Below are 25,415 nucleotides of genomic sequence, written 5' to 3' on the forward strand. Positions count from 1 at the left end.
TCAGGATGAGACGCGTCGAAGAGAGGTGAGCCGTGCGTCTTACCTCGCCTTCCTCGAACAGGCTCACCTCATGGGTGTCGAGTACCGCCAGACTCCGGAGATTCTGAGAACTGAAGATCAGGAGCAGCGCCGGGCACGCCTCGAAGAGCACCGAGCACGCCTACGTGAGGCATTCGGGTCCTTCCGCCACACCTGTCAGGTCGCCACCGTGCACGCGCGGAGCAGCAAGGCCATAGAGGCGTGTGATCACGTCTTCGCCGCGTCCAGAACGGTCTACATCACGCTGGGCGACATAGCAGAAGGCGCCACGAATGCCTCCGCGTTCTACGCCGCTCTCGATCACTACTGGAGCGCCGTTCAAGAGCTCGGCAAAGCGGTGCGTCTCGAAGAGCCGTGACTCGACGAGGCTTGCCACAGCAGGCAGAGAGCAACCACACCTCAGCCGTCACTCCGGTGCGAACTCGTACTGCAACTCGTAGAGATGTCCCGCCTTCACCATCGACGTCGCCTCGATGGGGCGTCCGTCTGCCGCGTGGACGACACGGAGCGTGCACAGGACCGGCAGGCTGCCGGGGAGGCGTAGGGCTTCGAACTGTTCCTGCGTGGGGACACGGGCGGAGACGCGGTCCACGCAGTGGTGAGGGGCATGGCCCAGTTGCCTGAGCAGGGTGGCGGTTCCGCCCCTGATGCGTTGGTGGTCCGTCAGCGGTGTGTCCTGGGCGATGGCCAAAGGATAGTAGGACGCCACGATTTCGGCCGGCTCGTCGTCGATGAACAGCAGCTGGCTGCGCCGTACGGCTGTGTCCTCGTCCCGGAGGCCGAGAGCCGTGCGGATGTCCGCGGGCGGGTTCGTCTCCGACACGTCGAGGAGGGTGATGCGGGCGTCCGTCCCGTGCTTGGCCGCCTCGATGAGCCAGGGGTAGGGCTCGCCGGCTGCCGCCGGTGTGAGGGACGTGGCAGGACGTATCGTCCGCTGCCTGTGCTCGCGGACCGTCACCGCCGCTCCCGCGCGTCCGACCACCAGGCACTCGTCCTTGAGAAGTTGGAGGGCCTTCTGGATCGTGGCGTTGGAGGCGTCGAAGCGGGTTCTGAGCTGCGCGGTGGAGGGCAGGTTCGCGCCCGGCGGCAGTTCTCCGGCCATGATGTCGTCGCGCAGGTCGGCCGCGATCCGTTCGTGCAGCGAGCGGCGGTCGTGGGCTTCCTGTTCGGCCTTGAGCACGGTCATCCGACTCTGATCTCGCCTGATGGATACCGGCCCGCGTCGCACGCTCCGCCTTCTCCCCTGGACCGGCTCGGAAGCCAAGCCCTGCTTCCTCATCACCGATGACGGAGGCGGACGGGTGTCCCGGCTGGCCGACGTCACCGAAGCGGTCCAGCTCGACATGGGCGCCCGACTCCTCGCCCACGCCGACGACCTGCTCCCCGGCGCCACCGAGGCCCAACTCCGCTTCCTCGCCGAGCGGTTGACCGAAGCCCTGCGGGACATCCTCCGTGTCGCGGAAAGTCGTGGGCGGAGGCCCGGCGAGGAACGCTCCTCCCCATGACACCCGGCGTTGGCCCGTACGACGAGTCCTCCGAGTGCACAGTCGCCGCCCGCCCCGGCTACCAAGACCTGCACACTCACTGCCGTCAGCTCTGGGATCTGCCACTCCCCTTCGCCTTCGGCATCCTGCTGCAACCCCGCTGCGGATGCTCGTGTCACCCGTACAACAGCAGAGGTGGAACGCCGACGCCCCCCGCCCGATGACTCGGAACAGGGGGCGTCGCAACAGTGGGACGGACCGCGGGAACCGCCTACTTCACCGGCTCCGGCTCCGGCGCGTTCTCCGAGTCCGACGTGCCGGCCGGCGGCTCGCCGTCGTCACCGTCGTCGTCGCTCTCGGCCTCCGCCGGGACCGGTGTCTTCACCGAGTCCAGCAGCAGCTGGGCGACGTCCACCACCTGGATGGACTCCTTCGCCTTGCCGTCGTTCTTCTTGCCGTTGACGGAGTCCGTGAGCATGACCAGACAGAACGGGCAGGCCGTCGAGACGATGTCGGGGTTCACCGACAGGGCCTCGTCGACGCGCTCGTTGTTGATGCGCTTGCCGATCCGCTCCTCCATCCACATCCGCGCACCACCGGCGCCACAGCAGAAGCCGCGCTCCTTGTGGCGGTGCATCTCCTCGTTGCGGATGCCCGGGACGCTGGCGATGATCTCGCGCGGAGGCGTGTAGATCTTGTTGTGGCGGCCCAGGTAGCACGGGTCGTGGTACGTGATGATGCCCTCGACCGGAGTGACCGGGATCAGCTTGCCCGCGTCGACGAGGTGCTGGAGCAGCTGCGTGTGGTGGATGACCTCGTAGTCGCCGCCGAGCTGCGGGTACTCGTTGCCGATGGTGTTGAGGCAGTGCGGGCAGGTGGCGACGATCTTCTTGGCCGACTTGGGCTTCGCCGACTCGGGGACGACCTTGCCCTCGTCGTCCATCTCCTCGCCGAACGCCATGTTCAGCGCCATGACGTTCTCCATGCCGAGCTCCTGGAACAGGGGCTCGTTGCCCAGGCGACGGGCGGAGTCACCGGTGCACTTCTCGTCGCCGCCCATGATCGCGAACTTGACGCCCGCGATGTGGAGGAGTTCCGCGAAGGCCTTCGTGGTCTTCTTGGCCCGGTCCTCCAGGGCGCCGGCGCAGCCGACCCAGTACAGGTACTCGACCTCGGACAGGTCCTCGATGTCCTTGCCGACGACCGGGACCTCGAAGTCGACCTCCTTGAGCCACTCCAGGCGCTGCTTCTTCGCCAGGCCCCAGGGGTTGCCCTTCTTCTCCAGGTTCTTGAGCATCGTGCCCGCCTCGGACGGGAACGACGACTCGATCATCACCTGGTAGCGGCGCATGTCGACGATGTGGTCGACGTGCTCGATGTCCACCGGGCACTGCTCGACGCAGGCGCCGCAGGTGGTGCAGGACCACAGGACGTCCGGGTCGATGACGCCGTTCTCCTCCAGCGTGCCGACCAGCGGGCGCTCGGCCTCCGCCAGCGCGGACGCCGGGACATCCTTGAGGGCCTCGGCCGACGCCTTCTCCTCGCCCTCCATCGTCTTGCCGCCGCCGGCGAGCAGGTACGGCGCCTTGGCGTGCGCGTGGTCCCGCAGCGACATGATCAGCAGCTTGGGGGAGAGGGGCTTGCCCGTGTTCCAGGCGGGGCACTGCGACTGGCAGCGGCCGCACTCGGTGCACGTGGAGAAGTCCAGCAGGCCCTTCCAGGAGTACTGCTCGACCTGGGAGACGCCGAAGACGTCGTCGTCGCCCGGGTCGGTGAAGTCGATCGGCTTGCCGCCCGACGTCATGGGCTGCAGCGCCCCCAGAGCCGTCCCGCCCGACGCCTCGCGCTTGAACCAGATGTTCGGGAAGGCGAGGAAGCGGTGCCAGGCGACACCCATGTTGGTGTTGAGCGACACCACGATCATCCAGACGAACGAGGTGCCGATCTTGATCATCGCGACCAGGTAGACGAGGTTCTGCAGCGCCGTGACCGACAGGCCCTTGAAGGCGAGGACCAGGGGGTACGAGGCGAAGTACGACGCCTCGTAGTGGTCGACGTGGTGGAGCGCGCCCTCCAGGCCCCGCAGCACGTAGATCGCCAGGCCGATGGTGAGGATGACGTACTCGACGAAATACGCCTGGCCCGCCTTGGAACCGGCGAAGCGGGACTTGCGGCCCGGACGGCTGGGCAGGTTCAGCAGGCGGATCGCGATGAGCACCGCGATGCCCAGGATCGTCATCACGCCGATGAACTCGATGTACAGCTCGAACGGCAGGAACTCACCGATGACCGGCAGCACCCAGTCGGCCTTGAACAGCTGGCCGAAGGCCTGGGCGAGGGTCGGCGGCAGCGTCAGGAAGCCGACGGCGACGAACCAGTGCGCGACACCGACGATGCCCCACCGGTTCATGCGCGTGTGCCCGAGGAACTCCTTCACCAGGGTCACGCTGCGCTGGTAGGGGTTGTCGGTCCGGGTTCCGGCCGGGACCGGCTGGCCCAGCTTGAAATACCGGACGAACTGGCCGATCGCGCGTGCGAGCAGCGCGACGCCGATCACGGTCAGTACCAGCGACACGATGATCGCGGCGAGTTGCATGGGGGCTCCTCGGGCCTGCGAGGGGTTTCGTCGGGATGACCTGTCGTTCTTCAGGTTCCCCGAAATTACTAAGCGGTAACTTATGCAGTCCGTCTGAGACTACCCTCATCCTCCGCCGCACTGTAGCCGGGTGGGCAGTGATCTGAATCGCTGAGGGTTGCCTCAGAAACCGACCGGATCCGGTCATGATGTCGACGCGATCCCGTCGTGTTATTCATACCGAATTGTCATAATCCCGCCTACCTTATATCCGTGCTCTACGGGATCAGCGCCGCCGCCACCGCCCTCCTCCTCACTGCCCTGCTCGCGGCCGCCCTGCGGACCCCCGCCCTGCGGCTGCGGCTGGTCGAGCGGCGGCGGCAGCGGGACGTGCCGTTGTCCGGGGGTGTGGCCGTCGTGCTCGTCACGGGGCTGGTCGTGGTGGCCGGGGAGTGGCTCGAGGTGGCGCCGCCCGCCGACGGGACGCGGGCGGTGCTCGTCGCCGCGGGTGCCGTCGCCCTGCTCGGGCTCGTCGACGACGTGTGGCGGTTGCGGCGACGGGTGCTGGTCGCCGGTACGGCCGTGGCGGCCGCGTGTGTCGTGCCGTACGGGGAGACGGGGGTGGGGACCGGGCTGCTGGCCGTCGCGTGGGTCGTGGGGATGGTGTTCGGCTTCCGGGGGCTCGATCACGCCGACGGGCTGGCGGGTGCGGTCGGGGTCGTCGCCGCCTTCGGGGTGGCGGCCTGCGCGGCCGTCGAGGTGATGGACGGGATCGCGGGGCTGATGAGCGTGCTGGCCGCCGCGCTGACCGGGTTTCTGCTGCACAACTGGCACCCCGCGCGCGTGGCGCTGGGCAGTTGCGGGTCCATGTCGGCCGGGTTCGTGATCGCCGTGGGAGCCGTGTACGCCCGGGCCGGGTTCGGGGTCGGGGAGAGCGCGGGGGTCCTGTTCGCGCTGACCGCCGTGGTGGGTGCCGATGCCGTACTTGTGCTGGGGGCGCGGCGGTTGGGCGGGCGGGGTGTGTTGCGCAGCGGGCCCGATCATCTCGCGCACCGGCTGCGGCGGCTCGGGCTGACCGCGCCGGGGGCGAGTCTGCTGCTCGGAATCGGGGCGTTGTCAGGGATGCTCGTCGGGGTACTCGCGCATGCCGGCCGGGTCGGGACCGACGCCCTGTGGTGGGTGGCGGGAGGAGCCCTGGTCGTCGTGCTCGCCCTCTCCCGTGTCCCTGTGTACGGCCCTCGACGCAGCGTATCGCCGCAGGTCGGAGCGCCCTTGCGTGTAAGGAACGGATAAGAGTTGAGCCTGCCCGACTCAGCTCTGTTGACCGGTGGGGAGCCGTCGTGCACACTTGAGTCCGTTCCACTCAAGTCAGCTGGAGGAATCAACCATGGCACGTGCGGTCGGCATCGACCTGGGCACGACTAACTCCGTCGTCAGCGTTCTGGAGGGCGGCGAGCCCACCGTCATCACCAACGCCGAGGGCGCCAGGACCACGCCGTCCGTCGTCGCCTTCGCCAAGAACGGTGAGGTGCTCGTCGGAGAGGTGGCCAAGCGTCAGGCGGTCACCAACGTGGACCGGACCATTCGGTCGGTCAAGCGGCACATGGGCACCGACTGGAAGATCGAGCTGGACGGGAAGCCCTTCAACCCGCAGCAGATCAGCGCCTTCGTGCTCCAGAAGCTCAAGCGGGACGCCGAGTCCTACCTGGGCGAGAAGGTGACCGACGCGGTCATCACCGTCCCGGCGTACTTCAACGACTCCGAGCGTCAGGCCACGAAGGAGGCCGGCGAGATCGCCGGCCTGAACGTGCTGCGCATCGTCAACGAGCCGACCGCGGCCGCGCTGGCGTACGGCCTCGACAAGGACGACCAGACCATCCTGGTCTTCGACCTCGGTGGCGGTACGTTCGACGTCTCGCTGCTGGAGATCGGCGATGGCGTCGTCGAGGTGAAGGCCACCAACGGTGACAACCACCTCGGTGGTGACGACTGGGACCAGCGCGTCGTCGACTACCTGGTCCAGCAGTTCCAGTCCGGCCACGGCGTGGACCTGGGCAAGGACAAGATGGCCCTGCAGCGTCTGCGCGAGGCCGCCGAGAAGGCGAAGATCGAGCTGTCCTCGTCCACCGAGACCTCGATCAACCTGCCCTACATCACCGCCTCCGCCGAGGGCCCCCTGCACCTCGACGAGAAGCTCACCCGCGCCCAGTTCCAGCAGCTGACCGCGGACCTCCTGGAGCGCTGCAAGACGCCGTTCCACAACGTCATCAAGGACGCCGGCATCTCCATCAGCGAGATCGACCACGTCGTCCTGGTCGGCGGTTCGACCCGTATGCCCGCCGTCGCGGAGCTCGTCAAGGAGCTGACCGGCGGCAAGGACGCCAACAAGGGCGTCAACCCGGACGAGGTCGTCGCCATCGGCGCCGTCCTGCAGGCCGGTGTCCTCAAGGGCGAGGTCAAGGACGTCCTGCTCCTCGACGTCACCCCGCTGTCCCTCGGTATCGAGACCAAGGGCGGCATCATGACCAAGCTCATCGAGCGGAACACGACGATCCCGACCAAGCGGTCCGAGATCTTCACCACCGCCGAGGACAACCAGCCGTCCGTGCAGATCCAGGTCTACCAGGGCGAGCGCGAGATCGCGGCGTACAACAAGAAGCTCGGGATGTTCGAGCTGACCGGTCTGCCGCCGGCGCCCCGCGGCGTCCCGCAGATCGAGGTGTCCTTCGACATCGACGCCAACGGCATCATGCACGTGACCGCCAAGGACCTGGGCACGGGCAAGGAGCAGAAGATGACCGTCACCGGCGGCTCCTCGCTGCCGAAGGACGAGGTCGACCGCATGCGCCAGGAGGCCGAGCAGTACGCGGAGGAGGACCACAAGCGCCGCGAGGCCGCCGAGTCCCGCAACCAGGGCGAGCAGCTCGTCTACCAGACCGAGAAGTTCCTCAAGGACAACGAGGACAAGGTCCCGGGCGAGATCAAGACCGAGGTCGAGGAAGCCGTCGCCGAGCTGAAGGAGAAGCTCAAGGGCGAGGACTCCACCGAGATCCGCACCGCCACGGAGAAGGTCGCGGCCGTCTCCCAGAAGCTCGGCCAGGCCATGTACGCGGACGCGGGCGCGGCCCAGGCCGCCGGTGGCCCCGCCGGTGACGCGGGTGCCGCCGGTGGTGCCAAGGCCGACGACGACGTCGTCGACGCCGAGATCGTGGACGACGAGCGGAAGGATGGTGCCGCGTGACGGAGGAGACCCCGGGCTTCGACGAGCAGCAGCCCGACGTCCCTTCCGGCGCCACCTCCGACGACGCCGAGCCGAAGGCCGCCTCCCCCTCCGCGGAGGAGGGGGCGGCCCCGGCCGGGGACACGGGCCAGGACGTGGCTCTGGTGGCCCAGCTGGACCAGGCCCGCACGGCGCTCAGCGAGCGCACCGCGGACCTCCAGCGCCTCCAGGCCGAGTTCCAGAACTACCGCCGCCGGGTCGAGCGCGACCGGATCGCGGTCAAGGAGATCGCCATCGCGAATCTCCTGACCGAGCTCCTGCCCGTGCTCGACGACATCGGCCGCGCGCGTGAACACGGCGAACTGGTCGGCGGCTTCAAGTCCGTCGCCGAGTCGCTGGAGGGCACCGCGGCGAAGATGGGCCTGCAGCAGTTCGGCAAGGAGGGCGAGCCCTTCGACCCGACGATCCACGAGGCCCTGATGCACAGCTACGCACCGGACGTCACCGAGACGACGTGCGTGGCGATTCTGCAGCCCGGGTACCGGATCGGCGAGCGCACCATCCGCCCCGCGCGGGTGGCGGTGGCCGAACCCCAGCCGGGGGCGCAGACGGTCAAGGCGGACGAGTCCGCCGACGCCGAGGACAAGGAGAGCGGTGGCCCGGACGAGGGCTGACGTCATAGACGAAGGGAAGGAGGGACGTCGAGGATGAGCACCAAGGACTTCATCGAGAAGGACTACTACAAGGTCCTCGGCGTCCCCAAGGACGCCACCGAGGCCGAGATCAAGAAGGCGTACCGGAAGCTCGCCCGCGAGTTCCACCCGGACGCCAACAAGGGCAACGTCAGGGCGGAGGAGCGCTTCAAGGAGATCTCCGAGGCCAACGACATCCTCGGCGACCCCAAGAAGCGCAAGGAGTACGACGACGCGCGCGCCCTCTTCGGCAACGGCGGCTTCCGCCCGGGGCCGGGCGGCGCGGGCGGCTCCTTCAACTTCGACCTGGGCGACCTCTTCGGAGGCGGTGCCCAGGGCGGCGGTCAGGGAGCCGGCGGCTTCGGCGGCGGACTCGGTGACGTCTTCGGGGGCCTGTTCAACCGCGGTGGCGCGGGCGGCCCGGGGACGCGCACGCACCCCCGGCGCGGCCAGGACATCGAGTCCGAGGTCACGCTCAGCTTCACCGAGGCGATCGAGGGCGCGACGGTCCCGCTGCGGATGTCGTCGCAGTCGCCCTGCAAGGCCTGTTCGGGCACCGGCGACAAGAACGGCACACCGCGCGTGTGCCCGACCTGCGTCGGCACCGGGCAGGTCGCCCGGGGCAGCGGCGGCGGCTTCTCCCTCACCGACCCCTGTCCGGACTGCAAGGGCCGCGGCCTGATCGCGGAGAACGCCTGCGAGGTCTGCAAGGGCAGCGGCCGGGCCAAGTCCTCGCGGACCATGCAGGTGCGCATCCCCGCGGGCGTCAGCGACGGCCAGCGGATCCGGCTGCGCGGCAAGGGAGCGCCGGGTGAGCGCGGCGGCCCGGCGGGTGATCTGTACGTCGTCGTGCACGTGGACTCCCACCCGGTGTTCGGCCGCAAGGAGGACAACCTCACGGTCACCGTCCCGGTGACCTTCTCGGAGGCGGCCCTCGGCGGCGAGGTGCGGGTGCCGACGCTCGGCGGCCCGCCCGTCACGCTGAAGCTGCCGCCGGGCACGCCCAACGGGCGCACCATGCGCGCCCGGGGCAAGGGCGCGGTCCGCAAGGACGGCACCCGCGGCGACCTCCTGGTCACCGTGGAGGTGAGTGTTCCGAAGGACCTGACGGGGAAGGCTCGTGACGCACTCGAGGCGTATCGCGAGGCGACCGCGGGTGAGGATCCGCGGGCGGATCTGTTCCAGGCCGCGAAGGGAGCATGAGTCAGATGGACGGTCGTCGGCGCAACCCGTATGAACTGACCGAGGAAACCCCGGTCTACGTCATCTCGGTGGCGGCGCAGCTGTCCGGCCTGCACCCCCAGACCCTGCGCCAGTACGACCGGCTGGGCCTGGTGTCCCCGGACCGCACCGCGGGCCGGGGCCGCCGTTACTCGGCCCGCGACATCGAACTGCTGCGCACCGTCCAGCAGTTGTCGCAGGACGAGGGCATCAACCTGGCCGGTATCAAGCGCATCATCGAACTGGAGAACCAGGTCGCCGCGCTCCAGGCCCGGGTGGCCGAGCTGGAGGACGCGCTCGACGGCGCGGCCGCGGCGATGCGGCAGCGGGAGGCGGCGGTGCACGCGTCGTACCGCCGCGACCTGGTGCCGTACCAGGAGGTGCAGCAGACCAGCGCGCTGGTGGTGTGGCGGCCGAAGCGGCAGCAGCAGTCCGACTGACATCCACTGACATCCGGCTGACGCGCATGCGCCCGTGAAAGGGCCGGGAAGGGGCCGGGAGGCGACTCCCGGCCCTTTTCGTCTGTCTTGGCCTGGTTTCGCGTGGTCTCCCGTGGATGACCGGATGGTGCGTGTCACTTGAAGGCGATTCCGCAGAGTCTTCACAACTACTGCGGAGCGTGGTGTTGTCATCTCGTTAAGTGGTTCCGCTTGACGCTGGGGGCGCGTCCGCGTTGGCTTTTCAGACACATGGGCCACAAAGCTGTGCCCACGTCCGAATCACACGCGAAGTGAGCTCCCCCATGCGTCGTATCGCCATATCCGTGGCAGCCGCCACGATGTCCGTCACGCTCGCCGGCTGCGGCGTGCTCAACGCGACCGGGAGCAGTGACGACGCGAGCCCGGCGAAGGGCAACGACATCACCGTCGGGCTGCTGCTGCCGGAGAAGGCGAACACGCGGTACGAGAACTTCGACTACCCCATCATCAAGACGAAGGTCGAGTCGCTCACCAACGACAAGGGCCGCGTCGAGTACGCCAACGCCGAGGCGAGCGCGGACAAGCAGGCCGGCCAGATGCAGCAGATGATCGACGACCGGGTCGACGTGATCCTGCTGGACGCCGTGGACTCGCAGGCCATCGCGAGCGGCGTGAAGAAGGCGAAGGAGGCCGGCATTCCGGTCATCGCCTACGACCGGCTGGCCGAGGGCCCGATCGACGCGTACATCTCCTTCGACAACGAGTTGGTCGGCGAGGTCCAGGGGCGCACTCTGCTGGAGGCCATCGGCGAGAGCGCGAGCCTCTCCGACAAGATCGTCATGATGAACGGCTCGTCCACCGACCCGAACGCCAAGCAGTTCAAGGCGGGCGCGATGTCCGAGCTGAACGGCAAGGTGACGATCGCCGAGTCCTTCGACACCAAGGACTGGAAGCCGGAGAACGCCGAGGCCAACATGGCCGACGCGATCGAGAAGATCGGCAAGGGCGACATCGCTGCGGTGTACTCCGCCAACGACGGCATGGCGGGCGGCATCGTCAAGGCGCTGGAGGCCGCGGGCGTGACCGAGCTGCCGCCGATCACCGGGCAGGACGCGGAGCTGCCGGCCGTGCAGCGGATCATCAGCGGCGACCAGTACATGAGCGTGTACAAGTCGTACCCGCAGGAGGCGGAGAACGCCGCGGAGATGGCGGTCGCCAAGGTCCAGGGCCGCGACATCCAGTTCGCCGCCCTCACCCGCGACAAGGTCGACAGCCCCACGCACAAGGGCATCCCGGCACAGCTCGTGCCCGTGGTCGCGCTCACCAAGGAGAACATCAAGGACACGGTGGTCGCGGACGACATCTACAAGCTGTCGGACATCTGCACGGCCGAGTACAAGGCGGCTTGCCGGGCCATCGGCCTGAAGTAGCCGCGTCGCGAGCCGGGTTCACCCACCCCCTGCGACCCTGACGACCCGAGGCTCCCTGATGCCCGTGCGAACCGGTGGTTTCCGGTGGCCGTCGCGCGGGGAGCCGTGTTGCGGAGCACGTCCGGTCCGCGCATAGTTGCGCTGCGGAAGACGGCGAAACCGGGGGTGGGATGGGCGATGGCCGGGCACGGGGCGGATGAGCATCCCCATGGTGCCGACCGACTGTGCGAGACCGGGGATCGCGTGTATTCCCGGGCCGTACGGCGCGGCCGGGTGCCGCGCCGGGACGCGGATCCGGTGCCCTGCCTGCTGGAACTCGCCCTGCTGCATCCGGACCCGGACGACATGGACTGGCTGGTGCCGACCTCCCCGCAGGAGGTCATGACCCGGCTGCTGCGCGGGATGTACGACGAGGTGAGCGCGAGCCAGCGGCGGCTGGGCTCGGCCGTCACGGCCGTCGAGTGGTACGCCGGTCTGGGCCGCCAGGTGCGGCCGGCCGCGTCGGCGGCGGAAGGCCCGGCGATCCGGGTCCTGGACGGACTCGCCCGGATCCAGGCCGCGATGGACGAGGCGACCCGGGCGTGCACGACCGAGGTGCTCACGGTGCAGCCCGGCGGCATCCGCCGCGAGGCGGAGCTTTCCGAGGGGCTGCACCGGGCGCTGGCGCTGCGCGGCCGGGGCGTGCGGATGCGGGACCTGTACACGCATGTCGCCCGGCACGGGCAGGGGCTGCTGACCTATCTGGAGCTGATGGGCGACGCGGTCGAGGCGCGCACGCTGGACGAGGTGATCGACCGGCTGATCCTCTTCGACCGGACGGTGGCGTTCATCCCCGCCAACACCGACCGCACGATGGCCCTGGAGCTACGGCACCCGGCGCTCGTCGAATACCTCGGCACCGTCTTCGAACGGCTGTGGCGCCTGGCCATCCCCCTCACGGCCCCGCTCCCCGACACGGGCATCGAGGGCATCTCCCACCGGGAGCAGTCCATCGCGGCGCTGCTGGCGGAGGGACACCAGGACGCGGTCATCGCGGAACGTCTGGGGATCAGCGTACGGACGTGCCGGGCGCACATCGCGCGGCTGTCGGAGACGCTGGGGGCGGTGAGCCGGACGCAGTTGGGCGTACGCATCGCCCAGGCGGGCCTGGACGGCTCACAGCACTCGACCACGCCCCTCAGTCTTCCTGGTCAAGAATCCCCGAGCGTCCGATGAGGAACCCGAGCTGGGCCCTGCTCTGACTGCCCAGCGTCGCGGCGAGTTTGGCGATGTGGACGCGGGCGGTGCGGATGTTCATGCCGAGCCGGTCGGCTATGACCGCGTCGGTGTGGCCTTCGACGAGGAGGGCGGCTATGGCGTGCTGGCGGGGGGTGATGCCGTTGCGGGAGGGCTGGGGGGCGGCTTCGGGGTACATGGGTGTGCCCAGGCGCCATAGGCGGTCGAAGGTGACGGCCAGGTGAGCCACGATGGCCGGATGCCGGATCTCCAGAGCGAGTTTGCCGTCCTCACCGGCCGGGACGAATGCCACTGAGCGGTCGATGAGGACAAGGCGGTCGGGGACTTCGTCCAGCGTGCGGATCTGAACGTCGCCCTTCAGGCGCTCGCAACGGGCCGCGATGATCGGAAAGTGGCGCAATGTGTGCGGGTACAGGGTGCGAATGCGGCAACCACGGTCCAGCGCTGCCTGATCACGGCCGAGCGAGGCGGCGTCGGCGATCTGACCGCGTTCACCGGTGAGTCCGGCCCGGGGCTGGACGGTGATCAACTCCTCGGAGGCGTCGGCCATGGCGTCGGTGATGGCCTGGTTGATCCGCTGAGTGCCGGTGAGCAGCCGGACGGTGGGAGCGTCGGTGGCATTGGGGGGTGAGCCGGCGATCCGCATGAGGGAGCCGAACGTCTCGGTCAGCCGGGCCTCACGCTGCCGTTCGTTCGCGATCCGCTCCCCGGAGCTCCGCAGCAGCCGGTGCAGCGCGAGGAGCGGGGCGACGGGCTCCAACCTGGCGGAGTCGTCGACGGCGGGGTGCAGCAGGCCCAGATCGACGAGGCAGGGGGCGGCCAGGGCGTCCTCCGTCGGCAGCCGCCCCTGGCGCACTGCCCGTTCGTAAAGTTCGGTGCCCGTGGAGCACAGGTCTTCCGTGCCGTGCTCGTGGTGCGGTGAACTCACTGGGCCGCGCCCTCGCGTTCCAGGATGCCGGACTGGGCGATGAGGAAGCCGAGTTGGGCACGGCTTCCGCTGCCGAGCGTGGCGGCGAGTTTGGCGATGTGAGCCCGGCAAGTGCGCACGTTCATCCCGAGGCGGCGGGCGATTGCCTCATCCACATGACCCTCTATGAGGAGTTTGGCGATGGAGTGCTGGATGTCTGTGATGCCGTCTGCGGCCGGCCCGTACGGGGCGCCGGCGCTCAGCTGAACGGAACGGCTCCACATGAACTCGAAGACCTTCACCAGGTACCGGACGAGTCCGGGGTGGCGGAGTTCGAGGGCGACCTGCTGGTCGTCGCGAGCCGGGATGAACGCGACGGTCTCGTCACAGACGATCAGCCGTTCCACCACTTCGTCGATCGTGCGGTACTCCGCCTTGCCGTTCGCCAATTGGGCGACGTAGGCCAGTTTCTGAGGGCTGTATCGCGCTGTGTGCTGGTAGAGCGTCCGTATCCGGACTCCACGCTCGATCAGAGCCCGGTCTCTTTCGAGCCCCTGTGTGAGGCTCCGCTCGGAGAAGCGGTCGTCACTGGGCTGGATGGTGAGCATCTCCACCTGACACTGGGCCGTGGCCAGGTTGAGGGCCGCGTTGATCCGGTCGCCGCCCTCCAGCACCGTGAAGGAGTGGTCGGTCGCCGTCACCTGGGCACCCAGGGCCATGAACGGCTCGAACGCGTCCGCGATCTTGATCGACAACTGTCGGCGTTCCGCAATGTCGCGCTCGATCGGATGCAGACGCTCGGCGAGCGCGACCGTCGGCGGCACCGGTCGCAGCCAGTCCTCGTCGTCCGGGTCCGGGTGAAGAAGGGCGAGCTCGACCAGACAAGGCGCTGTCATCACGTCTGTACGTGCGATCCGCCCTGCACGCAGGGCGTTCGCATAGAGTCGGTTACCTTCCTCGCACAGATCGGTGACCGCATGGGGATGCGTCTCCTTAGTCGGATTTGCCACGAAATCTCCACCCCCCAGGGTCCTGAACATGCAGGAACATGATGCACCGATTGTGTGGCCATGACGTGTTCGAATGAGCCATCGTCTTACCTGACGGGGGAAGAGGAGACTCACAAGTGAGGACGAAGCCGACTATGCGCAAGAGACTGCTTCGCTCGGTGCTTGCTGCCGCCCTCTCTGTCGTCGCTGTCATCGGAGTGAGTGGTTACTCCGGCGTGAAGGGTGATACCCGGGCGGACAGTCACTGGCCGGAGAGCGTCACGAGCGATGCGAAGAGCGATGTCCTGGCGGACAGTCATTGGCCGGCGATAGTCGCGGACTCGGAGCGTTGATGTGACCACTCCACCCGACGACCGCTCCTTCCGTCGTGAAATGGCCACCGCCTACCGCTCCGGCTGGCACTTCATCGACCTGGTTACCGCCATCCCCCACAGCGGTGACTCGTTGATGGTGACCGTGTTCGGCGAGCCGGTGGTCGTCACGCGGGACGAGGACGAGGACGTACGGGCTTACCGGTGTCTGCGGCGGCCTCGGGGGGCGCCGCAGCCGGTGCGGTGCGCCGTACGGTACGGAATGATCTTTGTGAACCTGGACCAACGGGACCACCAGCAGGTGGAGGCCGACTCTCCTGCCCCGAGGACCATCTCTGCCACCCCCCGCAGTGCCTGACGCGATTCCCCCGTCGTAACAGATCGCTCAGGTGCTTCCCCCCGCAGCGGCGTCACCGTGACCTGAACACGGTGACGCCGCTGCAGTTTTCGGGGACATTTCCGGGTATCGACCCAGTCTGGTAGTGGCTGGATCCAATCGATCACCGGTGTGGATTTTCACTTCGGTCAACCTCGCCCCAGCGCCCGCGTCAGGTGGATCTCGATCACCACGCGCGCCGGGTTGGGTGTCGGCGTCCTGCCGTAGCGCTCCGCGTAACGCCGCTCCGCCTCGGCGACCCGGTCCGGATCCTCGCGGACGAAGGCCCGGCCTTCCAGTGTCGCCCAGCGGCGCCCCTCCAGTTGGCAGACGGCGACGGCCGCCCCCTGCTCCCCGGCGGCCCGCACATACCGCACCTTCGCGCTCGCCCTGTTGGTGATCACCCGAGCCAGACGGGCCTCGGGATCGTATGTGACCCCGACGGGTACCAGATGCGGAGTGCCGTCCGGGCGGGGAGTCGTCAGGGTGCACAGGTGCCGCTCCCGCCAGAAGCTGAGATACGGCGGGTCCGGAGCGCCTGGGTTCACGGAGTACTTGGTCGCCATGGACCGGAACTTAGACCCCCGAGCCTCCCGGAACCGCCCTTGAGTGCACTAGACTCAACTTTGTGCAAGCTGTTCGGGTCAGTGCAAGGAGGAGAACGCGAAGGTGGACGCCGAGCTGACCAACCGGAGCCGGGACGCGATCAACGCTGCCAGCAATCGGGCGGTGACCGAGGGGCACCCCGACCTCACCCCTGCCCATCTGCTGCTCGCGCTGCTCCAGGGACAGGACAACGAGAACATCACCGACCTGCTCGCCGCCGTCGACGCCGACCAGGCCGCCGTACGCGCCGGAGCCGAGCGCGTGCTCGCCGGGCTGCCGAGCGTGACCGGGTCGACCGTCGCGCCGCCCCAGCCCAACCGCGAGATGCTCGCCGTCGTCGCCGACGCGCAGGCCCGCGCCAAGGACCTGGGGGACGAGTACCTCTCCACGGAGCACCTCCTCATCGCCCTCGCCGCGAAGGGCGGCGCGGCCGGTGAGGTGCTGTCCGAGCAGGGGGCCGGCGCCAGGAAGCTGCAGGCCGCCTTCCAGAAGACGCGCGGCCAGCGCCGGGTGACCACGGCCGACCCCGAGGGCCAGTACAAGGCCCTGGAGAAGTTCGGGACGGACTTCACCGCCGCCGCGCGGGAAGGGAAGCTCGACCCCGTCATCGGGCGGGACCAGGAGATCCGGCGCCTGGTGCAGGTGCTGTCCCGGCGGACCAAGAACAACCCCGTGCTGATCGGTGAGCCCGGCGTCGGCAAGACCGCCGTCGTCGAGGGGCTCGCCCAGCGGATCATCAAGGGCGACGTGCCCGAGTCGCTGAAGGACAAGCGGCTCGTCGCGCTCGACCTGGGGGCCATGGTCGCGGGCGCCAAGTACCGGGGCGAGTTCGAGGAGCGGCTCAAGACCGTCCTCGCCGAGATCAAGGACTCCGACGGGCAGATCATCACCTTCATCGACGAGCTGCACACCGTCGTGGGGGCCGGTGCCGGCGGCGACTCCGCCATGGACGCCGGGAACATGCTGAAGCCCATGCTCGCCCGCGGCGAGCTGCGCATGGTCGGTGCCACCACGCTCGACGAGTACCGCGAGCGGATCGAGAAGGACCCGGCGCTGGAGCGGCGCTTCCAGCAGGTGCTGGTCGCCGAGCCGACCGTCGAGGACTCCATCGCGATCCTGCGCGGGCTCAAGGGCCGCTACGAGGCCCACCACAAGGTGCAGATCGCCGACAGGGCCCTGGTCGCGGCGGCGACCCTGTCCGACCGGTACATCACCTCCCGCTTCCTGCCCGACAAGGCCATCGACCTCGTCGACGAGGCGGCCTCCCGGCTGCGCATGGAGATCGACTCCTCGCCCGTCGAGATCGACGAACTCCAGCGCGCCGTCGACCGGCTGAAGATGGAGGAGCTGGCGATCGGCAAGGAGACCGACGCGGCCTCCCGCGAGCGCCTGGAGAAGCTGCGCCGCGACCTCGCCGACAAGGAGGAGGAGCTGCGCGGCCTCACCGCCCGCTGGGAGAAGGAGAAGCAGTCCCTCAACCGCGTCGGTGAGCTGAAGGAACGCCTCGACGAGATCCGCGGCCAGGCCGAACGCGCCCAGCGCGACGGCGACTTCGACACCGCCTCCAAGCTGCTCTACGGAGAGATCCCCGCCCTGGAGAAGGAGCTGGAGGCCGCCTCCGAGGCCGAGGAGGAGGTTGCCAAGGACACCATGGTCAAGGAGGAGGTCGGCGCCGACGACATCGCCGACGTCGTCGCCTCCTGGACCGGCATCCCCGCCGGGCGGCTGCTGGAGGGCGAGACGCAGAAGCTGCTGCGCATGGAGGACGAGATCGGCAAGCGCCTCATCGGCCAGGGCGAGGCCGTACGGGCGGTGTCGGACGCCGTGCGGCGCTCGCGGGCCGGGATCTCCGACCCCGACCGGCCCACCGGGTCCTTCCTCTTCCTCGGCCCGACCGGCGTCGGCAAGACCGAACTGGCCAAGGCCCTCGCCGACTTCCTCTTCGACGACGAGCGGGCGATGGTCCGCATCGACATGTCCGAGTACAGCGAGAAGCACAGCGTGGCCCGGCTGGTCGGCGCCCCGCCCGGATACGTCGGCTACGAGGAGGGCGGCCAGCTCACGGAGGCCGTGCGCAGGCGACCGTACTCCGTCGTCCTGCTGGACGAGGTGGAGAAGGCCCACCCCGAGGTCTTCGACATCCTGCTCCAGGTGCTGGACGACGGCCGGCTCACGGACGGCCAGGGCCGCACGGTCGACTTCCGCAACACGATCCTGGTGCTGACGTCGAACCTGGGCAGCCAGTACCTGGTCGACCCGGTGACCAGCGAGCAGGAGAAGAAGGAGCAGGTCCTGGAGGTGGTGCGGACCTCCTTCAAGCCGGAGTTCCTCAACCGCCTGGACGACCTGGTCGTCTTCGCCGCGCTGACCAAGCCCGAGCTGGAGCGCATCGCGAAGCTCCAGCTGGAGCGTCTGGCCAAGCGGCTCGCCGAGCGGCGCCTCACCCTGGACATCACGCCCGAGGCCCTGGCCTGGCTCGCGGAGGAGGGCATGGACCCGGCGTACGGCGCCCGGCCGCTGCGGCGGCTCGTCCAGTCCGCCATCGGCGACCGGCTCGCCAAGGAGATCCTGTCCGGGGAGATCAAGGACGGCGACACGGTCCGGGTGGACCGCTTCGAGGACGGGCTGCTGGTGGGACCGGCGACGGGCAAGACGCTGTAGGACGTCACATCGTGAACGCCGAGAACCGCAAGCGCGCGGTCTCGGCGTTCACGTACTCCACTTTCACCTGCACCACGTGCGCCTCCGCCGTGCCGGGCAGGCCGTTCTCGTGGGTCACCTCGAGGCAGAGCGCCCCGCAGGAGCCGCCGTCCGTGCGGGGCTCCGGGGCGCCGGGATACGTGTGGCCCAGCCAGTACCGCACGTTTTCGCGCGGCATCAGCAGCACGGCCGTGTACGCGGTGTCGATGCCCCGCTGCACCGTGCAGTCGTGCGGCTCGGCGCCGGCGGGGCGTTCGGCGCCGCCGAAGGCCAGTGCCCCGGCGCACGGGACCTTCGCCGCGCCCCCGGCACGTGGGTCGTCCTCGCCGGTCAGGGCCCACAGGAACATGCCCACGACGAGGAACCCGAGAACGAGCACCGGCACCGCCAGAAACGGCAGGATCAGCCCCCACCGGGTACGCCCTCGCTCCGCTGCCACCACGACCACCGCCCCCTTCGTCCGCTGCCCGGGAGGACGGCGCTCCGCCCCCTGGGGGTTGCGGTTGACCGGATCGTGTCAGCCATGGGCTTAGCGGGGTAGTCGGGGCTTGCCACCCCCCTCCCCGCATGGGGGAGGATGGCGGAATCCGTACGAAGGGAAATTCACGGTGACCATCGACCCGTCCTCGATTCCGAACTTCGGGGGCCAGCCCGAGCCGCAGCCCGGCGGCCCGGCCGGCCCCGTCGTCCCGGATCAGGACCTCGTGAAGCAGCTCCTCGACCAGATGGAGCTCAAGTACGTCGTCGACGACGAGGGTGACCTCGCGGCGCCGTGGGAGCAGTTCCGCACCTACTTCATGTTCCGGGGTGAGGGAGACCAGCAGGTCTTCTCCGTGCGGACGTTCTACGACAGGCCCCACGAGATCGAGGCCAAGCCGCAGATCCTGGAGTCGATCGACGACTGGAACCGCCGGACCCTGTGGCCCAAGGTCTACAGCCACACCCACGACGACGGCACGGTCCGCCTGATCGGCGAGGCCCAGATGCTGATCGGCATGGGCGTCAGCCTGGAGCACTTCGTCTCCTCGACGGTCAGCTGGGTGCGCGCCGCGATCGAGTTCGACAAGTGGCTCATCGAGCAGCTCGGTCTCGAAGAGGAGATCAACGAGGCGGAGAAGCCCGAGGACGAGGAGTAGGCCCCCACGCCCGGGGCCACGGCGCGTCGGCGCGTACGAACAGGTACGTGCTGCACGCGCCGTTTGCCTTTTCGGTCCCACCGGGCCCTTGTCCGCGAGGGTCCGGCGAGCCGCTGACCTCCTGAAAGAACCGGGGAAAGAACTACCCGCCCACCCACCCTCCGCCGCAATGTCGCTCTAGCGTCCCCGGCGCCCGGAACGCCGCGCCGAGCCGCTTCGCCGCCTCCTCCAGCACCCCCGTCCGCTTGCAGAACGCGAACCGTACGAACGGGGCGCCCTCCTCGCGGTGGTCGTAGAAGACCGCGTTGGGGATGGCGACGACCCCGGCGCGTTCCGGCAGGGCGCGGCAGAAGGCGAAGCCGTCGCTCTCGCCGAGGGGGCGGATGTCGGTCGTGACGAAGTACGTGCCCGAGGGGCGGAAGACCCGGAACCCGGCCTCCGCCAGGCCCGCCGCCAGCAGGTCCCGCTTGGCCGGCATCACGCCCCGGGACGCGCCCGTTATGGTGCTGACCACGGCCATCCACGCAGAGTGCACCGAGGCCGACCCTGACCAGCTCAGGGAAGCACTCCGTCCGCTGGGTGACGTCGATCCTCCCGGTCGATGTGCACGAGTGAGTTCGGCGCCGCCGTGACCGCCCACTCCTCGTTCACCTACTCAGTTGTCGCCGGTCGGGATGTCGTGACGGCCGCAGAACCTGTCCGGACCGCTCCCACAGCCGGTCCCGCCGGGCTCGGTGATACCGCGCTGTCCGCCGTATCCTGACCGCACACGGGAAGGAGCCGTCCATGAGCGTCGACGCGATCGTGCACACCGAGTTCCCCAAGGGGTACACGGTCCTGTTCGGGGCCGACGGAAAGGTGATCATGACCCCACAGAGCGAAGAGCACTCCAGCACCATCAGGTCGATGCAGATCGACTCCGCTCTCGCCCTGGGCCGTCACGCGAAGGTCACCTCCGATGTCTACATCGACTTTCCTGCCGACGAGAACTCCGCCCCCGACCTCGCGATCCTGCGTGAGGACGCACGCAAGGAGGGCAAGCGCTACAGCTTCGAAGACGTCCTGCTGATCTCAGAGGTCGTCTCGACCTCCTCCGCGCGCAAGGACTATGACGACTGCACCGCGAAGTACGGCCGTTACGGCATCCCGATCTACCTGGTCGTGGACCCGTACGCGCAGGAAGTCGTCCTCCACACCCAGCCGACCGCCACCGGTTACATCGCGGCGCACACGCACAAGTACGGCACGGGCAAGCTCCCCATCCCGTTGGTGGACGGCCGCACCTTCACCCTCGACCTTGACGAACTCCCGCGCCCGGAGCCCGAGGCAGACGCCTGCTGACGGAGGACTCCCGGTGCGGCGGCGAGGCGGTGTAGGTGCGTGGCGGCTCGGGGCAGCCGTGTACGTCTGGCCGGTACGCCGGTCGGCTGTCATGCGGTCGGCGACTTGAGCCGCTTCGCCGCCTCCTCCAGCACCCCCGTCCGCTTGCAGAACGCGAACCGTACGAACGGGGCGCCCTCCTCGCGGTGGTCGTAGAAGACCGCGTTGGGGATGGCGACGACCCCGGCGCGTTCCGGCAGGGCGCGGCAGAAGGCGAAGCCGTCGCTCTCGCCGAGGGGGCGGATGTCGGTCGTGACGAAGTACGTGCCCGAGGGGCGGAAGACCCGGAACCCGGCCTCCGCCAGGCCCGCTGCCAGCAGGTCCCGCTTGGCCAGCATGTCGGCGCGGAAGGCCGTGAAGTACGACTCGGGCAGGGAAAGGGCCTCGGCGACCGCGTACTGGAACGGGCCCGCCGAGACGTACGTCAGATACTGCTTCGCCGAGCGCACCGCCATCACCAGCTCGGGGGCCCCCGTCACCCAGCCGACCTTCCAACCGGTGAACGAAAAGGTTTTTCCACTGCTTGAAATAGTGACCGTGCGCTCGCGCATCCCCGGGAACGTCGCCAGCGGCACGTGCTCGGCGCCGTCGAAGACCAGGTGCTCGTACACCTCGTCCGTCACCACCAGCAGGTCCCGCTCCACCGCCAGCTCGGCGATGGCCGCCAGCTCCTCGCGGGTGAGGACCGTGCCGGTCGGGTTGTGCGGGGTGTTGATCAGCAGCAGCCGGGTGCGGTCGGTGACGGCGTCGCGCAGCTCGTCGAGGTCGAGGCGGAAACGGCCCTCCGCCACGTCCGCGCGCAGGGTGACCGGCACCCGGCGCCCGCCCGCCATCGCGATGCACGCCGCGTACGAGTCGTAGTACGGCTCCAGTGCGACCACCTCGTCCCCGGGCTCCAGCAGGGCCAGCAGGGCGGCGGCGATGGCCTCCGTGGCGCCGGCAGTGACCAGGACCTCCGTGTCGGGGTCGTAGGCCAGGCCGTAGCGGCGCTGCTGGTGGGCGGTGACGGCGGTGCGCAGCTCGGGGACGCCGGGACCCGGCGGGTACTGGTTGCCACGGCCGTCCCGCAGGGCCCGTACGGCGGCCTCCCGGATCTCCTCGGGGCCGTCGGTGTCCGGGAAGCCCTGCCCGAGGTTGATGGCGCCGGTGCTCAGAGCCAGGGCGGACATCTCGGCGAAGATCGTCGTCCCGAACTCGGCGAGCCGACGGTTCAGCAGGGGGCGCGCGCTGGAGGTCATGCCGGCCATCCTGCGCCGAAGCTCTGGAGTTCCTCAACTCTGCTTTGGGCCGTGAGCGGGGAGGGCATCACCGCCTCACGCAAGAGCGAGGCGCCCACGGGGGGCCGCTTCGGGGGAAACGGAAGGAGGGTGACGCCATGTTCGTAGGCATCATCCTGGCGGTGGTCGGAGTCGTACTGATCGGGGCGCTGGTTTCCACGGCCCGCAGGGGCGGTTCCCGGCGGACGACGCGTCGCGGGGCGTGGGCGTCCACCGGGTCGAGCAGCAGCAGCGGCGGCAGCTGGTGGGCCGGCGGGGGAGACTCCGGCTCGTCCAGCGGACACTCCTGCGGCGGCAGCTCGTCCTGCGGAGGCGGGTCGTCCTGCGGGGGCGGCGGTGGCGGTGGCGGTGGTTGCGGCGGCGGAGGCAGCTGACTGACGCCGGCCGTCCTCACGACGGGGAAGCCGCATCCACCGAACGCGGGGTCCGCACCTGAGGCGGGCCCCGCGTCGTCGTGTCCGGAGTTCCCGGAGTTCCCGGAGTTCCCGGAGTTCCGGGAGGTCTCGGAGGTCTCGGACGGATGGTTGCTCGAACGGCTGTGGGGTGACTTTCGGCGGATCCTGGCAACATTCCCTGCCTGTAGGACAACTCGCGCCGCGCGGCTGCGGGCCCGAGTGTGACTGCGGCAACTGCGCGCGACAAACGGTGATTTCGGAAGGCGGCCGGAATCCCGGGCTCCTGTCCGTCACGGCTCCGGGTGTGAGCCACGGCGCACCGGCGCACGCCTCCCCGGTACCGGCGCACGCCGTAGTTGAACAGTTGAGCTGTGGAGCCCTCTGAGGGATGGAAACCCTACGAACTTGGGTAAAAACGCTGTGGCGGCGCCACCGTTCATGATTCCCTCTAAGTCACCAACGCAGCCCCTCGGACGTCCCGCGGACACCTTCCTGAAACCGGCCGACTGGGCTGACCCGGGCCGACATCCCCCGGTGCGACCGGGGCGCAGCGGACCCATCTCCCTCTCCTTGTGTGCTTGCGGAGCCGATCCATGCTCACGACCCTGAACACCTCCTACACCGACACGCGCGCGGCCGATCTCGCGTGGGCCCTGGGGCGCGAGCCGCTTCCCGCACTGGCCGCGCTCGACCTCGAACTGGCGGACACCAAACTGCAGTTGCGACTCCTCGGCGCATCCCACCAGGTCCTGCTGGAGGAGGAGCGGGGCATCTGCTCGGAGACGGTGGCGTGCATCGCGGGCAGCAGTACTCCGCTTCCGCTCGGCGTCGCCAAGCGGGTGGGCGACTGGGAGTACGAGTTCGCGGCCCGGGTCGAGGTCCTCTCGCCCGGCTCCTTCGCGGGCCGCGCCCAGGAGTTGCTGGCCCTCGTCTCCGACCATCCGCACGGCCTCGCCGGCGTCTTCCCCGGCAGCCCGTACGCCTTCACGGCCCTGCTCGCCCAGCACCACCAGGGGCAGGTGCACTGGCGGACCTGGCACGCCTATCCGCAGGACGGGCACTTGGTGGCGACCCGCACCAAGGTGGGTGTGCGCGTACCGGCGGCGGCCTTCGTCAACTGACCCGGCCCACCCACCGCTTCCCGGCCGACCGACCGCTTCCCGGCCGACCGAACCGCATGCGGCGAACCGAATCTCGTACCGATATCCGGCCTCTGTAAACCAGCACCACACGTGTGGGTGACGAACCGCAGTCGAAGCGTGACGTAACGTCGCAGCGTGATCGAGCCGCAAGCGCCCGCCCCGCCCGGTTGCCCGCCGCCCTGGAGCGACCCGGGCGCACCCGGCGGCACGGCGCGCCTGCCCGTCCGGCCCGGCACCGGACGGTTCCTGGTCCTCGCGGGCGTGTTCGTCTGCGCGGCCTGCGGACTCGTGTACGAACTGGAACTCGTCGCGCTCGCCTCGTACTTGATGGGCGACTCCGTCACCCAGGCATCCGTCGTGCTGTCCGTCATGGTCTTCGCGATGGGCATCGGCTCCCTCGCCGCGAAGCGGCTGCGTCCGCTCGCGGCAGCCGGCTTCGGCGCCGTCGAGGCCGGCCTGGCACTCGTCGGCGGGTGCAGCGCGATGGCCCTGTACGCGGTGTTCGCCTGGACCGGCGACTGGGGCGGGATGTGGGCCAACGGGCCGCGCTGCCTGCTGGTCGCCTTCTCCCTCGCCACCGGGCTGCTCATCGGCGCCGAGGTTCCGCTGCTGATGGAGCTGATCCAGCGCATCCGCCGCCAGGACGCGGGCGGCGCGGTGGCCGACCTGTCCGCCGCCGACTACGTCGGAGCCCTCGTCGGCGGCCTCGCCTTCCCCTTCCTCCTCCTGCCGTTCCTCGGGCAGCTGACCGGGACCCTGCTCACCGGCGCGGTCAACGCGGTGGTCGGCGGGGCGCTGGTGCTCGGCCTGTTCCGCCGGGACCTGACCCGGCGCGCCCGGTGGCTGCTGCTGCTCGGCAACGCCCTCGTCCTCGCGATCCTCGCCTCGGCGGCCGTCCTCGTCGACGACTTCGAACGGGCCGCGCGGCAGGCGGTGTACGGCGGGGACGTCCGCGTGGCGCTCCAGACCGGCGTGCAGGAGGTCGTCCTCACCGGTGGCACGCACGGGCGGCCCCTCGACCTGTTCCTCGACGGCCGGCTGCGGGTCAGCGGACGCGACGAGCCGCGCTACCACGAGGCCCTCGTCCACCCGGCGATGAGCGGGCCGCACGCCCGCGTGCTGATCCTCGGCGGCGGGGACGGCCTCGCCGTACGCGAGGTGCTGCGCCACCCCGGGGTGGACCGGGTCGACGTCGTCGAACTCGACGCGGAGGTGGTCCGGCTGGCCCGCACCGACCCGGCCCTGTCCGCGCTCAACCAGCACGCGTTCGGCGACCCGCGGGTGCGGGTGACGACCGAGGACGCCTTCGGCTGGCTGCGCGGGGCGGCCCCGGCGACCTACGACGTGGTCGTCTCGGATCTGCCCGACCCGGGGATCACGGCGAGTACGAAGCTGTACTCGCAGGAGTTCTACGGGCTGGCGCGGCGCGTGCTGGCCCCCGGCGGCCGGCTCGTGGTGCACGCCGGGCCGGTCGCGGCCGGCCCCCGGGCGTACTGGACGGTCGAGGCGACAGTGCGCGCGGCCGGTTTCCGCACCGCCCCGTACCGCACGGGCGGCCGTCACACCGCGTTCGCCGCCGGGCCCGACCGCACCCCCGCCGACCGCTCCCGGGCGCCCCGGGGCTGGGGTTTCGTCCTGGCCGCCCGCACAGAGCCGCGGCTGCGGCTCGACCCGGACGGTCCGCGGCCGAGTGTCCTCACCGAGGCGTCCCTCGCCGCCGGGGAGCGGGCGGCGCGCAGAACGCGGATCGCCGGGTTGCCGGCGTCGACGCTGGTGCATCCGCGGTACTGAGGGGCCGGGGCCGGGGCCGTCGGGCGGGCCGGGAGGATACGCCTGGTGGGGGTGGATCGGGGGCGAAT

Annotated in this window: 23 protein-coding genes and 1 pseudogene; 16 read left to right on the forward strand and 8 right to left on the reverse strand. The window is 69.6% G+C overall.

Annotation, left to right across the window (positions count from 1 at the left end; translation table 11 throughout):
• Window positions 1–70 precede the first annotated feature (70 nt).
• Window positions 71–397 carry a hypothetical protein gene (locus CEB94_RS21570; protein ID WP_175433776.1) on the forward strand — a complete coding sequence of 109 codons (327 nt, stop codon included), beginning with the start codon at window positions 71–73 and terminating at the stop codon, window positions 395–397.
• 48 nt (window positions 398–445) lie between these two features.
• Here the strand turns inward: CEB94_RS21570 and CEB94_RS21575 are convergent, their stop codons facing one another.
• Window positions 446–1,225 (reverse strand): GntR family transcriptional regulator, encoded by a 780-nt coding sequence (locus CEB94_RS21575; RefSeq protein ID WP_175433777.1) that lies wholly within the window; start codon window positions 1,223–1,225, stop codon window positions 446–448.
• 19 nt (window positions 1,226–1,244) lie between these two features.
• Here CEB94_RS21575 and CEB94_RS21580 point away from each other — a divergent pair, with 19 nt between their 5' ends.
• Complete coding sequence (locus CEB94_RS21580) at window positions 1,245–1,544, forward strand: hypothetical protein (RefSeq protein WP_175433778.1); 300 nt, start codon at window positions 1,245–1,247, stop codon at window positions 1,542–1,544.
• 250 nt (window positions 1,545–1,794) lie between these two features.
• Here the strand turns inward: CEB94_RS21580 and CEB94_RS21585 are convergent, their stop codons facing one another.
• Window positions 1,795–4,119: a (Fe-S)-binding protein gene (locus tag CEB94_RS21585; RefSeq protein WP_175433779.1), complete on the reverse strand. Its 2,325-nt coding sequence runs from the start codon at window positions 4,117–4,119 to the stop codon at window positions 1,795–1,797.
• Between the two features lie 252 nt (window positions 4,120–4,371).
• On the opposite strand from CEB94_RS21585, the gene CEB94_RS21590 reads away from it, so the two are divergent.
• From CEB94_RS21590 to CEB94_RS21620, 7 genes are all read left to right on the forward strand, one after another.
• A complete protein-coding gene (locus tag CEB94_RS21590; protein ID WP_175433780.1) occupies window positions 4,372–5,391 on the forward strand; it encodes an MraY family glycosyltransferase in 1,020 nt (339 codons plus the stop codon).
• 94 nt (window positions 5,392–5,485) lie between these two features.
• Window positions 5,486–7,339: a molecular chaperone DnaK gene (dnaK, locus tag CEB94_RS21595; RefSeq protein ID WP_175433781.1), complete on the forward strand. Its 1,854-nt coding sequence runs from the start codon at window positions 5,486–5,488 to the stop codon at window positions 7,337–7,339.
• A complete protein-coding gene (gene grpE / locus CEB94_RS21600; RefSeq protein ID WP_175433782.1) occupies window positions 7,336–7,992 on the forward strand; it encodes a nucleotide exchange factor GrpE in 657 nt (218 codons plus the stop codon). Before dnaK ends, grpE begins: the two co-directional genes overlap by 4 nt.
• A 33-nt stretch (window positions 7,993–8,025) precedes the next feature.
• Window positions 8,026–9,213, forward strand: a complete 1,188-nt coding sequence (gene dnaJ / locus CEB94_RS21605; protein ID WP_175433783.1) for a molecular chaperone DnaJ — start codon at window positions 8,026–8,028, stop codon at window positions 9,211–9,213.
• Between the two features lie 5 nt (window positions 9,214–9,218).
• A complete protein-coding gene (locus CEB94_RS21610) occupies window positions 9,219–9,671 on the forward strand; it encodes a heat shock protein transcriptional repressor HspR (protein WP_031142455.1) in 453 nt (150 codons plus the stop codon).
• A gap of 302 nt (window positions 9,672–9,973) precedes the next feature.
• Window positions 9,974–11,080, forward strand: coding sequence for a sugar ABC transporter substrate-binding protein (locus tag CEB94_RS21615; RefSeq protein WP_175433784.1), 1,107 nt, complete (start codon window positions 9,974–9,976; stop codon window positions 11,078–11,080).
• 177 nt (window positions 11,081–11,257) lie between these two features.
• Window positions 11,258–12,295: a helix-turn-helix transcriptional regulator gene (locus CEB94_RS21620; protein WP_175433785.1), complete on the forward strand. Its 1,038-nt coding sequence runs from the start codon at window positions 11,258–11,260 to the stop codon at window positions 12,293–12,295.
• Here CEB94_RS21620 and CEB94_RS21625 read toward each other — a convergent pair.
• Together CEB94_RS21625 and CEB94_RS21630 are read right to left on the reverse strand one after the other, a co-directional pair.
• A complete protein-coding gene (locus CEB94_RS21625) occupies window positions 12,258–13,244 on the reverse strand; it encodes a helix-turn-helix transcriptional regulator (protein WP_175433786.1) in 987 nt (328 codons plus the stop codon). The two genes, CEB94_RS21620 and CEB94_RS21625, sit on opposite strands and share 38 nt — an antisense overlap.
• Window positions 13,241–14,263 carry a helix-turn-helix domain-containing protein gene (locus tag CEB94_RS21630; RefSeq protein ID WP_175433787.1) on the reverse strand — a complete coding sequence of 341 codons (1,023 nt, stop codon included), beginning with the start codon at window positions 14,261–14,263 and terminating at the stop codon, window positions 13,241–13,243. Before CEB94_RS21630 ends, CEB94_RS21625 begins: the two co-directional genes overlap by 4 nt.
• 303 nt (window positions 14,264–14,566) lie before the next feature.
• Between CEB94_RS21630 and CEB94_RS21635 the strand changes: the two genes are divergently transcribed.
• Window positions 14,567–14,902 (forward strand): Rieske (2Fe-2S) protein, encoded by a 336-nt coding sequence (locus CEB94_RS21635; RefSeq protein WP_031142435.1) that lies wholly within the window; start codon window positions 14,567–14,569, stop codon window positions 14,900–14,902.
• 167 nt (window positions 14,903–15,069) lie between these two features.
• Here CEB94_RS21635 and CEB94_RS21640 read toward each other — a convergent pair whose 3' ends face one another.
• Window positions 15,070–15,486 (reverse strand): pyridoxamine 5'-phosphate oxidase family protein, encoded by a 417-nt coding sequence (locus tag CEB94_RS21640; RefSeq protein ID WP_175433788.1) that lies wholly within the window; start codon window positions 15,484–15,486, stop codon window positions 15,070–15,072.
• Window positions 15,487–15,589: 103 nt separating this feature from the next.
• Here CEB94_RS21640 and clpB point away from each other — a divergent pair, with 103 nt between their 5' ends.
• Complete coding sequence (clpB, locus tag CEB94_RS21645) at window positions 15,590–18,187, forward strand: ATP-dependent chaperone ClpB (RefSeq protein ID WP_175433789.1); 2,598 nt, start codon at window positions 15,590–15,592, stop codon at window positions 18,185–18,187.
• A gap of 4 nt (window positions 18,188–18,191) precedes the next feature.
• Here clpB and CEB94_RS21650 read toward each other — a convergent pair whose 3' ends face one another.
• Window positions 18,192–18,665: a hypothetical protein gene (locus CEB94_RS21650; protein WP_246111875.1), complete on the reverse strand. Its 474-nt coding sequence runs from the start codon at window positions 18,663–18,665 to the stop codon at window positions 18,192–18,194.
• A gap of 169 nt (window positions 18,666–18,834) precedes the next feature.
• On the opposite strand from CEB94_RS21650, the gene CEB94_RS21655 reads away from it, so the two are divergent.
• Window positions 18,835–19,362 (forward strand): YbjN domain-containing protein, encoded by a 528-nt coding sequence (locus tag CEB94_RS21655; protein WP_031142427.1) that lies wholly within the window; start codon window positions 18,835–18,837, stop codon window positions 19,360–19,362.
• Between the two features lie 142 nt (window positions 19,363–19,504).
• Here CEB94_RS21655 and CEB94_RS21660 read toward each other — a convergent pair.
• Window positions 19,505–19,849 (reverse strand): annotated as a pseudogene (locus CEB94_RS21660) (aminotransferase class I/II-fold pyridoxal phosphate-dependent enzyme); the annotation flags it as partial.
• Between the two features lie 299 nt (window positions 19,850–20,148).
• Here CEB94_RS21660 and CEB94_RS21665 point away from each other — a divergent pair.
• Window positions 20,149–20,703 carry a Uma2 family endonuclease gene (locus CEB94_RS21665; protein ID WP_175433790.1) on the forward strand — a complete coding sequence of 185 codons (555 nt, stop codon included), beginning with the start codon at window positions 20,149–20,151 and terminating at the stop codon, window positions 20,701–20,703.
• An 89-nt stretch (window positions 20,704–20,792) separates the two neighbouring features.
• Here the strand turns inward: CEB94_RS21665 and CEB94_RS21670 are convergent, their stop codons facing one another.
• Complete coding sequence (locus tag CEB94_RS21670; RefSeq protein ID WP_175433791.1) at window positions 20,793–21,989, reverse strand: pyridoxal phosphate-dependent aminotransferase; 1,197 nt, start codon at window positions 21,987–21,989, stop codon at window positions 20,793–20,795.
• Between the two features lie 128 nt (window positions 21,990–22,117).
• Here CEB94_RS21670 and CEB94_RS21675 point away from each other — a divergent pair, with 128 nt between their 5' ends.
• From CEB94_RS21675 to CEB94_RS21685, 3 genes are all read left to right on the forward strand, one after another.
• Window positions 22,118–22,393 (forward strand): hypothetical protein, encoded by a 276-nt coding sequence (locus CEB94_RS21675; RefSeq protein ID WP_175433792.1) that lies wholly within the window; start codon window positions 22,118–22,120, stop codon window positions 22,391–22,393.
• Between the two features lie 614 nt (window positions 22,394–23,007).
• Window positions 23,008–23,535: a DUF2617 family protein gene (locus CEB94_RS21680; protein WP_175433793.1), complete on the forward strand. Its 528-nt coding sequence runs from the start codon at window positions 23,008–23,010 to the stop codon at window positions 23,533–23,535.
• Window positions 23,536–23,691: 156 nt separating this feature from the next.
• The gene (locus CEB94_RS21685; protein WP_175433794.1) at window positions 23,692–25,347 is read left to right on the forward strand and encodes a polyamine aminopropyltransferase; all 1,656 of its coding nucleotides are present in this window, start codon (window positions 23,692–23,694) and stop codon (window positions 25,345–25,347) included.
• Window positions 25,348–25,415: the final 68 nt, after the last annotated feature.

The organism is Streptomyces hawaiiensis (genome assembly GCF_004803895.1).
Classification (GTDB): Bacteria; Actinomycetota; Actinomycetes; order Streptomycetales; family Streptomycetaceae; genus Streptomyces; species Streptomyces hawaiiensis.